Source organism: Vreelandella zhaodongensis (assembly GCF_013415115.1).
Lineage (GTDB): Bacteria > Pseudomonadota > Gammaproteobacteria > Pseudomonadales > Halomonadaceae > Vreelandella > Vreelandella zhaodongensis.
Genome location: NZ_JACCDD010000008.1, coordinates 1 through 11,815, shown reverse-complemented (window position 1 = coordinate 11,815; position 11,815 = coordinate 1). Strand labels below are relative to the sequence as shown.

15 protein-coding genes and 1 rRNA gene are annotated in these 11,815 nt (G+C 53.1%); 9 read left to right on the top strand and 7 right to left on the bottom strand.

All coding sequences use genetic code 11. The features are described 5' to 3' along the window. Positions 1–143: 143 nt before the first annotated feature. Entirely contained in the window at positions 144–1,289 is a 1,146-nt protein-coding gene (gene gbdR / locus HZS79_RS14175; RefSeq protein ID WP_162219649.1) for a choline metabolism transcriptional regulator GbdR, read from the bottom strand. Between the two features lie 363 nt (positions 1,290–1,652). On the opposite strand from gbdR, the gene HZS79_RS14170 reads away from it, so the two are divergent. After that, positions 1,653–2,597, top strand: coding sequence for a co-chaperone YbbN (locus tag HZS79_RS14170; protein ID WP_162219648.1), 945 nt, complete (start codon positions 1,653–1,655; stop codon positions 2,595–2,597). A 10-nt stretch (positions 2,598–2,607) separates the two neighbouring features. Here HZS79_RS14170 and HZS79_RS14165 read toward each other — a convergent pair whose 3' ends face one another. Then, positions 2,608–3,771: a MalY/PatB family protein gene (locus tag HZS79_RS14165; RefSeq protein ID WP_179928185.1), complete on the bottom strand. Its 1,164-nt coding sequence runs from the start codon at positions 3,769–3,771 to the stop codon at positions 2,608–2,610. A gap of 40 nt (positions 3,772–3,811) precedes the next feature. Here HZS79_RS14165 and HZS79_RS14160 point away from each other — a divergent pair, with 40 nt between their 5' ends. From HZS79_RS14160 to HZS79_RS14135, 6 genes are all read left to right on the top strand, one after another. After that, complete coding sequence (locus HZS79_RS14160; RefSeq protein WP_162219684.1) at positions 3,812–4,243, top strand: hypothetical protein; 432 nt, start codon at positions 3,812–3,814, stop codon at positions 4,241–4,243. Between the two features lie 114 nt (positions 4,244–4,357). Further along, complete coding sequence (locus HZS79_RS14155; RefSeq protein WP_162219646.1) at positions 4,358–5,164, top strand: hypothetical protein; 807 nt, start codon at positions 4,358–4,360, stop codon at positions 5,162–5,164. Between the two features lie 60 nt (positions 5,165–5,224). Continuing rightward, positions 5,225–5,632 carry an acyl-CoA thioesterase gene (locus tag HZS79_RS14150; RefSeq protein WP_162219683.1) on the top strand — a complete coding sequence of 136 codons (408 nt, stop codon included), beginning with the start codon at positions 5,225–5,227 and terminating at the stop codon, positions 5,630–5,632. A 40-nt stretch (positions 5,633–5,672) separates the two neighbouring features. Then, entirely contained in the window at positions 5,673–5,975 is a 303-nt protein-coding gene (locus HZS79_RS14145; RefSeq protein ID WP_162219645.1) for a hypothetical protein, read from the top strand. Between the two features lie 12 nt (positions 5,976–5,987). Continuing rightward, the gene (locus HZS79_RS14140) at positions 5,988–6,509 is read left to right on the top strand and encodes a DUF501 domain-containing protein (protein ID WP_162219644.1); all 522 of its coding nucleotides are present in this window, start codon (positions 5,988–5,990) and stop codon (positions 6,507–6,509) included. 70 nt (positions 6,510–6,579) lie between these two features. After that, on the top strand, positions 6,580–7,125 hold the full coding sequence (locus tag HZS79_RS14135) for an LOG family protein (protein WP_179928184.1): 546 nt from the start codon (positions 6,580–6,582) through the stop codon (positions 7,123–7,125). Positions 7,126–7,217: 92 nt separating this feature from the next. Here HZS79_RS14135 and HZS79_RS14130 read toward each other — a convergent pair whose 3' ends face one another. Together HZS79_RS14130 and HZS79_RS14125 are read right to left on the bottom strand one after the other, a co-directional pair. Continuing rightward, positions 7,218–7,730 (bottom strand): hypothetical protein, encoded by a 513-nt coding sequence (locus tag HZS79_RS14130; RefSeq protein ID WP_162219642.1) that lies wholly within the window; start codon positions 7,728–7,730, stop codon positions 7,218–7,220. A 46-nt stretch (positions 7,731–7,776) separates the two neighbouring features. After that, a complete protein-coding gene (locus tag HZS79_RS14125) occupies positions 7,777–8,271 on the bottom strand; it encodes a tetratricopeptide repeat protein (protein WP_162219641.1) in 495 nt (164 codons plus the stop codon). A 252-nt stretch (positions 8,272–8,523) separates the two neighbouring features. Here HZS79_RS14125 and HZS79_RS14120 point away from each other — a divergent pair, with 252 nt between their 5' ends. After that, entirely contained in the window at positions 8,524–9,555 is a 1,032-nt protein-coding gene (locus HZS79_RS14120; RefSeq protein WP_179928183.1) for an NADP(H)-dependent aldo-keto reductase, read from the top strand. A 102-nt stretch (positions 9,556–9,657) separates the two neighbouring features. Next, a complete protein-coding gene (gene yaaA / locus HZS79_RS14115; protein WP_162219639.1) occupies positions 9,658–10,437 on the top strand; it encodes a peroxide stress protein YaaA in 780 nt (259 codons plus the stop codon). A gap of 11 nt (positions 10,438–10,448) precedes the next feature. Here the strand turns inward: yaaA and HZS79_RS14110 are convergent, their stop codons facing one another. The 3 genes from HZS79_RS14110 to rrf form a co-directional block, all read right to left on the bottom strand. Further along, positions 10,449–11,024 carry an isochorismatase family protein gene (locus HZS79_RS14110; protein ID WP_162219638.1) on the bottom strand — a complete coding sequence of 192 codons (576 nt, stop codon included), beginning with the start codon at positions 11,022–11,024 and terminating at the stop codon, positions 10,449–10,451. Between the two features lie 219 nt (positions 11,025–11,243). Beyond that, entirely contained in the window at positions 11,244–11,432 is a 189-nt protein-coding gene (locus tag HZS79_RS14105; protein ID WP_162219637.1) for a hypothetical protein, read from the bottom strand. 310 nt (positions 11,433–11,742) lie between these two features. Further along, a 5S ribosomal RNA gene (gene rrf / locus HZS79_RS16995) occupies positions 11,743–11,815 on the bottom strand; the annotation flags it as partial.

The following is an 11,815-nucleotide window of genomic DNA, read 5'->3' as shown; positions in this document are numbered from 1 at the left end:
ACGGAAATTCCAAAAACGTCATTGTGTCGTGAACACGACAGCTACTTGGGATCTTTTAATATTTGCAGCAGCGCGGGGGCTATAAAAAAACGTGCTACCCGATGTTGGGTAGCACGTTCTCATCACGGGTTTCGTAGAAGATATCAGTTCAACAGGGTCACGCTGGCAAAGGTAGGCTCCCCCTGAGCACACGCAAGCGCTTGCTGAGCACTTGAGGAAGGCTCGTTGGAATTGGGTTCGCTCCCCCACCGCTTGATTAGCGATGACGACTTGGCATGATTATTTCCTTGCCGGTCGTGCACACCCTGGCGCTCATTTCTTGGTGGCACACCAAAGTATTCACGGTAACACTTAGAAAAATGGGGCGTGGAAACGAAGCCACACACAGAAGCAATCTCGATGATCGATAAAGGCGTTTGCTTGAGTAATTGTCGAGCGCGCACTAAGCGCAGTTTGAGATAGTAGCGAGATGGCGAGCAGAGCAGGTAGCGTTGGAACAGGCGCTCTAACTGACGACGCGAAACATTGACATAGCGAGCAAGTTCATCGAGTTCGATCGGTTCCTCAAGATTGGATTCCATCAATGCGACGATCTCCAACAGCTTGGGCTGGGTAGTACCCAGCACGTGTTTAAGAGGAACACGCTGCTGATCCTGCTCATTGCGCACACGCTCGTAGATAAACATCTCGGAGATGCCTGCCGAAAGCTCGCGCCCATGGTCATGAGCAATCAGATTGAGCATCATATCGAGCGGCGCGGTGCCGCCAGACGCTGTGAATCGATCCCGATCAATCGAAAACAGAAAGGTCGTCAGAATAACGTTTGGGAAAGCTTCCTGCATGGAAGCCAAACACTCCCAATGGATGCTGGTCTCATAGTGATCAAGCAGCCCCGCCTGGCCTAGCGCCCAACTCCCCGTACATACCGAACCTAAACGCCTTAGTTGACGCGACTGCGACTGAAGCCAACGCACATGCTCACGGGTGACACTATGCTGAGGCCCCACCCCTCCACATACAACGACCCACTCTAGCGATAAGGGCGTGTGCATAGAGGCGTCAGGCGTCACCTGCAACCCATCACTGGCACGTACCGGCAAACCATCTTGGGTCAGGGTATACCAGCGGTACAGTTCACGGCCAGCCAGTTGATTGGCCATCCGTAAAGGGTCGATGGCTGACGCCAGGGAAATTAGCGTGAAATTATCCAACAGGAGAAAACCAAGGGTTTGAGGTTCGCCCGCACGATGGCGATTTGCTGCCAAGTCTTTTGCTTTGTCTGATGTCATCGATTTACCCTCCGTCACCCTTAGATCATCAGTTTTTCTTTTTATTAGTATAGGTGGCGCTGGCGTTTCTTAGTTTCCCATTACTGCAGTGAACACTCACTCGTGCCGGGGGTGGCATGACTCTTGAGTCGCATTTTGGCACGAATACGCCGAATAGCGACAAAACCATCTTGCAAACCTAGCGATACGTCGCAAACGCAACAGCAGAGGTCGCTCCCGAAACGTCTGATAAGTGTCACAGGTTTCGTTTCATAAGGACCGCTTATTATGATGGATACTTTATTTACCACTGTTTCCTTGAATCCTTCTCTAATTGCCTGCATATCATAACGTAATCCATTTCAAGCGATGCAGAGCTTAGCCATGTCTATTATTGACCCCCGTACCGGCAACCCGCTGACTGCGGAACCTGCTAATACCAGCAACGAAGACGCGAGTACAGCCCGCCCTTCCGTTACACCTGAAGAAGTTATCATTGAGTTAAACGCTGGCAATATTCAGCAAGTTCTCGAAGCGTCAATGCAGGTGCCAGTGCTACTGGGCTGTTATTCGCCTTCTAATACCAATGGCAGCTCGCTACTAACAGTGCTGGAAAAGCTCGCCGTTGAGTACGCGGGTGCTTTCCTACTTGGCAAACTGGATATTGAAGCCAACCCAGAAATCGCTGGCCAGTTAGGCGTGCGCTCGGCACCCGATGTTAAGCTCGTTAGCCAAGGCGGTTTGGTCGATAGCTTCCAAGGCGCATTACCTGAAAAGGAGGTACGCGAGTGGCTCAACCGCTACTTCCCAGCCCCTGGTGACGCACCGCCTAGTCCCGAAGATCAAGCCGAAGAAGCATTAGCAGCGGGCGATGCAGCTGGTGCACGAGAAATCTATCAAACCTTGATTGGCCAGTATCCAGAGTATTACGCCTACCAGATTGGTCTTGCCCGAGCCCTGGTGGCTGAAAAACGCGGCGATGAAGCCCGCAGCGTGCTCGACAACTTACCCCCCGAAGAGCGCGATGCGGCACCTGCTCGTGGGGTACGTGCCAGCATTGCGTTTAGCGAGCAGGCACTTTCTGTTGAAGAAATCGCCGCGCTGGGTGATCGCAATGACAGTGAAGCACGCTATCAGCGTGCACTACGCCATGTTGCCGATGGCCAGTACGAAACCGGCCTTGAAGGGCTGCTGGGCTTGATGAAGGATGACCGCGCCTATAACGACGACGCAGCCCGCAAAACTCTGCTGCAGGTATTCGACGCCCTAGGTGCCGACCATCCGCTAACCGTTACTTATCGGCGTAAGCTATTTGCCCTGTTGTACTAATCATTACAGTTTAGGCTTTCAGCAACATATCCATTCTTGCTAATGCCGCTTCTAGTTGAGAAGCGGTGGTACCAAAATTAAGTCGCACGAACCCCGGAGAGCCAAACGCCGCCCCATCAGAAAGCGCCACGCCCGCCCGCTCCAGTAACGCCTGAGCGGGCGAGTCACCTAGTCCCGCCTCGCGCATATCCAGCCACGCAAGGTAAGTAGATTCCGGCTCGCTCATGGTCACCCCGGGCCATAACGCTACCCGTGCTTGCAGCGTAGCGCGGTGATCACGCAATACCGCTAACAGCGCTTGACGCCAGGGTTCACCTTCGCGATAAGCTGCTTCAGCAGCAACAAGCCCCAGTACATTGCCATCCGGCAAAAAGCCTTTTGTGGCCTCAGCAAAGCGCTTACGCAGCGCAGCATCAGGGATAACGGCACAGGCACTGGTCAGCCCCGCAAGATTGAACGTTTTTGACGGCGCCCACAGCGTGATCGTTCGTTTAGCCAGTTCTGGGAACATAGCAGCCAGGGGGCGGTGATGGGTCCCCTCGTCTAACAGAAGATCACAGTGCAACTCATCAGAGACGACCCATAAGTCGTGCCGCTCAACGACCGTGGCCAACTTGGCAAGCTCATGGTCACTCCATACTCGCCCTGTTGGATTATGCGGATGGCACCACAGCAGCAGGCGGGTTTGCGGCGTTATGGCGGCCTCTAACGCGTCAATATCCAGCTGCCAAGGCTCGCCAGGGGACGTCGGCTCAGCTAACATCGCTTGCTGCGCCAACCGCCCTGTGCGTTTGGCAACGGCCAGGAAAGGTGGGTAAATCGGGGCAATCGTGAGCACTCCATCACCGGGTTCGGTTAGCGCCATCGCCGCAAAGTGCAACGCGGGCACAACCCCAGGCAGCCACTGTTGCCAGTCGGGCTGAATAGCCCAGTCGTAATGGCGGGCGCTCCACTGGCAGAGAGTTTCTGTTAACGTATCGGGCACTTCTCCATAGCCATAGACGCCATGTTCAACTCGTGCATGTAGTGCATCAATCACGGCAGGCGGTGAGCGAAAATCCATATCTGCTACCCACAACGGCAGTACGCTTGCAGCATAGCGATGCCATTTCTGCGAGGCATAATCTCCCTCGGGAGAGCGTCGCTCAACGGGCGTGGCAAAATCGAACGCCATAACTAATCTCACTTATGTTTCTCGGGAGTAAATATTGAGCATGCCGCAAGATGACTTTTATACCAAGATGCGGGCTGGGCTATCAGCGTTGTTGCGGCAGTGGCGATCACTTGGCCAGGCAGATACTAACCAGCTGGCGCTAATTTTGGCTGAAACAGCACGCGTTGCAAAATTAGGCACGCCCGAAGAGACACCAAGCGGTGCCACACTTGAGCAGTGGAGCCGCGACGAGCAGGGTGAGATGCCACTCTGGGCCCCACGCACGGCGGTGTTTTTACTCAACCAGATGCCCGCCCGCCCCACCCCACAAAGCGATGCAGAGGCCTGCGCCTGGGCTTACTGCTGGCTGCGCAACCGGTCATTTGATTCACTACAAGCCGCCCATGATGCATTACCGTCCCACTTACAAGTGCCGCTCGAACATGCTTTAGAGGCCGCTTGGCGCGACCAGCAAGGCCTACGCTTGGTTTAGCCAGCCAATCAATCGGCAAACGCGCGCTCGCTGACACGATTCCCCCCCTAAACAGCTCCTCCAAGCAGCGGCACAATAATAGTTACAGCTTAATAACAGCAAGGAAAACACCGCATGATAGATGTTCCTCTTACTTGGCAGCTGGCAAAACTAGGCCTCTCAATTGGGATGGTACTGGGTCTAGGTGCTATTGCCTTGCGTGCTAGCCCACGTATGGCCGGGCTGCTGGCGGGCTACCCATTAGGAACGGCATTGGCGCTGTTTTTTATTGGTTTAGAAATTTCCCCGCTGTTTGCAACCCAAAGCGCAGTCCATACGCTGGCGGGCTTTACCGCAACGATGGCGTTAGTTGCAGGCTATTTAATCACAGGTCGACAACCAGGGTTTAAAGGCATTGCTGGCGGTTTAGCAGGCGGTTTTATTGCATGGTTCGCGGTTAGTGCCGTGCTTGCCCAATTCAGCTTTACGCGGCTGAGCGGCACGCTGGTCACGCTCTGTGCCATCGCTGTGTTTAGTCTGTTATTTCGCCGTATTCCTGATGTAAAAAGCCCTGCCAGTCGTGCATTTTCGTTTCCCGCGCTTGCCGCGCGAGCATGCTTGGCCACCGCCATCGTTTTTGTGATTACCTGGCTCGCTCATTGGCTACCGCCAGCCTGGGCGGGCACGCTAGCGGCATTTCCTGTCACCATGCTGCCTTTCCTACTCATCCTGCATCTAAACTATGGGTTCGCACCTGCGGCAACCGTGATCAAACACTACCCAATGGGGCTTGGCTCGCTATTGAGCTATACGCTATGCGTTTCTTTGACTTACGGCACGTTAGGGCTTTTCTGGGGAACATTGGCGGGGTTCGCAACTGCAACGCTGTGGCTGCTTGGCTGGATGCAGTTCTCCACGTGGTATCAGCGTCGCACTACTTGACCAAGCGCTCGCTAGGGGTAATTCTGGACAGCGCAGATGGATAACAATAAGGATACCCCGATGTTTACCCGCATAATTGAGCCTGCTTTTTACGATACCGATGCATTAGGTCATATTAACAATACACGCTTACCCGCTTGGTTTGAGCTGGCACGTAACGACTTATTCAGGCTGTTTACGCCAGATCTCAACCCGAAACAGTGGCGCTTGATTATGGCGCGGATGGAAGTCGACTACCGTGCTGAACTGTTTTACGGCCACGACATCGAACTACGTACCTACCTGACGCGCTTAGGTACTAGCTCGTTTACCGTCACCCAGGAGGCGCGGCAGCATGGTACGCTGACCAATATGGGTCATACCGTACTGGTGCAGTACGATCATCAAGAGAAGCGTGCAGTGCCCATAGAAGGTGATTTGCGCGATGCGCTATCCACACACTTACATAGCGCGCCAACGCCTGCTTAACTCACCCCCCTACCGTTTGGCGGGGCGCTGGGAGATACCCATGGCAATCCGTTATAATCTTTGGATCGACCCTGACAATACGGCGCAGCATCGCGCCGTTGAAGCCGACCTTGAGCGCTATTTCATGGAGCGCTTTGCTGACTACCCACATATCCGCTTGTTCGGCGCAGACCCCTACGATTATGATGCCCCGTTCAATCGACTTTACGATGTGTTAATGGCGCGGGCCGCGGAATACTGTGAGCGGACATGGCGCTATGTAGCCTCGCCTGAACAGCTCAACCGCTGCTTCTTCCGTGCCGTTGGCCGCTCAAATAAGTTTGTCCAAGATGACCGAAAGTGAGACACCAACGCAATGGTAATTCGTACCGACCAAGCGCCCGACGAGCGCCAGTTAGCTATTATCACTCAACAGCTCGGGCGAGCCCCCCGCGGTATTGAAGCCGTTGCCGCTACCGATGCCAGCGGCACCCCGCTTGTACTACGCATGGCCCCCATTGTCGATGGAAAGCCATTCCCCACCCTTTACTGGCTGTGCTCGGATCTGCTCAAAATCGAGATTTCCCGCATTGAAGCGGTGGGTGTCATTAAGTCACTGGAACAACGCCTACAAGAAGAGCCAGAATTCCTAGAAGCTTACCAACAGAGCCATCGCGATTACGTGAAAGCACGCTGGGCGTATATGAGCGATGCCCAACGCGACGACGTCGCCAAGCTTGGGTATAGCGATGTTCTCACCGAGCGTGGCGTGGGCGGCATTAGTAACTGGCAACAGGTACGTTGCCTGCATACCCAATATGCACATCACCTGTGTGGTAATAATGTCATCGGACAATGGATGGATGAACACTACAACGTTCAACACTGCCTAAGCTAACGACGCATTAACAGCCTGATCATCAACCGCTCACACATAAGCGGCGGTTCTGTAATAAGGACGCCTTACCATGGCACGAATTTGTGTATATCTAGGCTCCCGAGAGGGGAACACTCCCGCTTTTCGCCAAGCAGCCAATACCCTTGGCAACGCTATTGCCTCGCGCGGACACACCCTGGTGTATGGCGGCGCGCGTATTGGTCTGATGGGAGAGCTCGCGAATGCGGCGCTGGAAGCAGGCGGCAAGGTGATTGGCGTAATGCCTGATCATCTTGTCGAGCGCGAGCAGGCACACTTTGGCTTAACTGAGCTCATACGCGTGCCAAATATGCACGAACGTAAAGCCACCATGGCCGCTAACGCTGACGCCTTTATTGCCCTACCCGGCGGCATTGGCACCTTTGAAGAGCTGTTTGAAATCTGGACTTGGGGCTATTTAGGGCTTCACGACAAACCCATGGGACTACTCGATACCGATGGCTTTTATGCCCCGCTGCTGAGCTTTCTGGATAACACCGTCAGTCATGGCTTTTTGACTCAAGCAACGCGCGATATGTTGATGGATGCGCCCACCTCTGCACAGCTATTGGACGCGCTAGAAGCACAACTGAGCTGAGAGTTCGGCTGAAAGCTCAAACGGTGTCTAGCAGGGATAGGGAGCCTCTGATTAACGTGATGAGCACAATCGTTAACCAGAGGCTTTGCAGTTTAACGCTTAGTTTGCCCGGCAAGCGCCCGTGTGCGCTGGTAGGTGAGCTGTAGCAGGCGCGCATCTTCTCCGGCGCGGTGACGATGGATACCGAGTTCTGCTATTACCGCTTCTTTTGTATCGCTCCACAGTGCCTGCTGTGCTTCGCTGAGCAAAATGCGCAAGGCTTCTAAACGAAAGCGCGGTAGCATACCCGCATGATGAAACAGCAGCGACAGCCAAGTATTATCGTAACCCCAGCTGTCGCTGTAGGCCTTGCCTAGCTCGCGCATCTCGTCATTTAACCAATGCGCCACCTGACGCACGGGATACCCTTCTTGCTGCAAGCGCTCACGGGAAATCCCGTGCAAAAGCTCTGCTTTAGGATCCCAGTGAGTCCACTCCTCCAGTGGCTGAATAAGAAACGCGCAGCAGCTACCGTCAGCACGTGCAATGCCAACTTCAATAGGGTAACTACCGCGACCGAATCCGGACGCTTCAATATCTAGCACTGTAGGTAGCGTCTCGGACACTGATTTCCTCATTTACTCTCGCAGCAGCCAGCACGGGCGCACTTTGCTATGCAGCCGCCATTTCCGTCGTTGACTGACGATCCGCTAGGCGCTGCCAATAAGCGGCCTGCTCTCCATCTACTACCAAGCCTAGCTCACCTAGGCGATAGGCGCGCGCCAACCGTTCTGCGGCCAAATAATGCCCCGATTGAGCAGCGCGTGCGTACCACGTTACCGCATAGTCCTCACGTCGCGGATACTGAACACAGCCGTGCTCATGAATTTGCGCTGCTTGATACTGAGATTTTACATCGCCTGCCTGAGCCGCTTCTAACAAGTAGCGGGCACCACGCGCCTTATCGTGAGGTGACATGCTGCGATGAAACAGCATATGCCCATAAATGGATTGAGCATTAGGATGTCCAGCCTCTGCACAACGCTTAAGCAAGCGAAGCGTTAAACGTTGTGTGCGTGGCGAACGCGGCAGTAACCAACGCGTATGAAACAGCTGTTCTGCTAGACGAAACTCTAGCCGAGTGAACAAAGATGATGCCTGCGGCATGGCAAACCACCCTGCCTATCTGTTGAGATCTTCGGCTAGCCGTCGTTCCTGCTCAGTGACCGCTAACCATACGATAAACCAGCACTATGCTGATCGATGGGCTGGCAAGCATACGCTTGCCTTCGCGTCGACTCAACCCTATTAATTTGCTGCTTTTGTAGCGCCTCGCTACCATGCCTCTCACACGCCATTATTCTCGGCGATTACCACCGTGTATCCTGAGGCAATTTCGCTTCAATTGAGGAGACGATAATGCAAACGCGCCCACTGGGTAGAACTGGAATCGAGGTCAGCCGACTCTGTTTAGGCACCATGACCTTCGGCGAACAAAATAGTGAAGCTGAAGCTCATGAACAGCTCGATCGCGCGGTTGCCTTTGGCATCAACTTTATCGACACTGCTGAAATGTATCCAGTTCCGCCAAAGGCCGAAACGCAAGGACTAACAGAGTCTTACATAGGCAGTTGGTTGAAAGCCCGTAGCGCCAGAGACGATGTCATTATTGCCACCAAAGCCGCTGGCCCTGGCTTAGACCATATCCGTGGAGGGCCCAAGATGAGTCGTGACCATCTGCATCAGGCGGTTGATACCAGCCTTGCACGGCTCAACACAGACTATATCGACCTCTACCAGCTGCACTGGCCAGACCGTAAAACCAACTTCTTTGGCCAGCTGGGTTATACCCATGAAGAGCAAGAAGACGCAACGCCGCTCGAAGAAACGCTATCAGCGCTGAAGGAACTGGTAGATGCCGGAAAAGTACGCGCTATCGGCCTTTCTAATGAAACGCCCTGGGGTGTCATGCGGATGCTGCAGTTATCAGAGCAGCTGGGGCTACCTCGGGTAGCGTCTATTCAAAATCCTTATAACTTGCTCAACCGTACATTTGAAGTCGGTCTCGCCGAGATCGCTCACCGTGAAGGCGTGGGCTTGCTCGCTTACTCGCCACTGGGCTTTGGTGTTCTGTCGGGCAAGTATCTTGATGGTGCACAACCGCCAAAAGGACGTTTGACGCTCTACGAGCGCTTTAAACGCTACACCTCGCCAGAAGCAGAAACCGCAACGCGTGCTTATGTTCAGCTTGCCAAGGAGCATGACCTAGATCCTGCCCAAATGGCACTGGCATTTGTAAATTCCCGTCGTTTCCTGACCAGCAATATTATTGGCGCCACCACGATGGATCAGCTGGAAAGTAACCTCGACAGCGAGAGTCTTAAGCTGGATGAAGACGTGCTCACCGCTATCGATGACATTCACCGTCAGATGCCTAACCCCTGCCCCTAATTGCGTTTCCCACTATCAAACCGATAGCCTCGGCCATCGCCGAGGCTTGGTATAATCGCATCCGTTATTTTCTTTTTTCTGTCACGGCATAAGGAGCACGCCATGCTGAGCGTTATTTCCCCCGCCAAAACGCTGGACTTTGAAACGCCCTCAACAACGGATAAGGTCACGCAGCCCGACTTTCTCGACCGTAGCAAACCCTTAATTGAGATTCTGCGCGATTACTCGCCGCAACAACTTAGCGATCTAATGGGCATCAGCGATAAGTTGGCAGGCCTAAACGCTGCGCGCTTTGCCGACTGGCAGCCGCCATTCACCTTGGATAACGCCAAACCGGCGGTTCAGGCCTTTCAAGGAGACGTATATACAGGGCTGGAAGCCAACACCTTTAGTGATGACGACAACCAGTTTGCTCAGCAACATCTGCGTATTCTATCCGGGCTATACGGCTTACTGCGCCCGCTAGACTTAATTCAGCCCTACCGCCTGGAGATGGGCACCAAACTGCCCAACGACGCTGGAAACGACCTTTACGCGTATTGGAAACCGACGTTAACGCAAGCGCTTAATAACGCGATTGAAGAAAGTGGCTCAAACGTGCTGGTCAACCTAGCGTCCAATGAATACTTTAAAGCGGTCGATACAAAAAAATTAGATGCGCGCGTAATAACCCCCGTGTTCAAAGACGAGAAAAACGGCTCCTTCAAAATTATCAGCTTTTACGCCAAAAAAGCCCGTGGCCTGATGAGTGCATGGATTATTCAGCAGCAAATCAACGCCCCAGACCAGCTGACAGCCTTTGACGTTGCGGGTTATCGTTTCGATAAAGCAGCATCCCAAGGAGATACGCTGGTCTTCACTCGTAAAGAAAGCGATCGCTGACACTGGTGCTGTTAGAAGAATGTCACGGGACGCGCTGAACGCGGCCTGAGGAAGCGCTGGTGAACTTCCTTAAATATCGGCGTATCGCATTGATAAAGCCACTCATAGGCGACCATGTCAGCACTGACTGCTACCGCGCCATTGGCACAAGCGCGCTCTCGGGCAAAGCGAGCCTCATCACTGCGACGGCTCGCCGTCGCTTCACTCAGCCAAAATACTTGATACCCCGCTTCTAACAAACCAAGCGCACTTTGCAACACGCAAATATGCGCCTCTGTACCGCAAATCACTATTTGCTTGGGCCCAAGTGCCGCGAGCGCTTCTGCAAATGGAGCCTCTTCCATCGCGCTAAAATGGTTCTTTTGCCAGATTTGGTGCTCGCCTAGTGCATTTAATAACACAGGTGCGGTACCACCTAGCTTCTCTGGATACTGCTCGGTTAGCCAGATGGGAACTTGCAACGCATTGGCGATACCAGCCAGCCATGCCGCTTCATCTATAGCGGCTCCTCCGCCCTCAATGACAGGCAATAAACCAGCTTGAAAATCAACAATTAATAATAGGCTTTGGTCATGGTGTAAGCGCACGTTTTCACCCTATTTTTGTCTTTATATGTAACATCAGAATAACTTACTTCCTAGCTCACACGGTAAACTAGCTACTGATTATATTCTACGTATGGCCAGTATACCCGCGCTGCGATTTGCACTATCAATGCCGTGGAGAACCCTTAGAACGCACAACAGCCGCTTGATAGCGGCTGTTTTATTCTCTGCTAACGCAGAACGCTGCGGCATCTCTAGTACTTAATTGTCAGCAGACTCTTCGATGCTCTCGCCCATTTCTTCAATGCTTTCACCGGCACTTTCCATGCTTTCATCAATACTTTCACCAGCTTCTTCCGCAGGGCCTTGATTATCACAAGCAGCCAGACCACCCACCATCATCGCCATCAGTAATGCCACTGCGAGCTTCTTGATCAACTGTGTGCTCATATCGCTTCTCCTCCTGAGATAGTGCTTATGAAATAGACTTATGAAACCGTACTCATAATCCGTGCCTTAACATACTAGATGCTGTGCATAGCTCATTCCAGCTTAACCCAGTAACCTATTGTTATTATATATATTAAAACCAGTGTTTAGAGATGAAACGTGGCGTAAACGAAGGCAAAACATCAGCATAAAAAATCCCCAAGGCGCAAAAACCCCACTCGGGGATGACGGCGCAATGACTAGGGAATGACGGTGCGATAAACACAAACAAAAAACCCAGCCGGTTGGCTGGGTTTCTTGTTTAATAAGTGCCTGACGATGACCTACTCTCGCATGGGGAGACCCCACACTACCATCGGCGCTAAGCGGTTTCACTTCTGAGT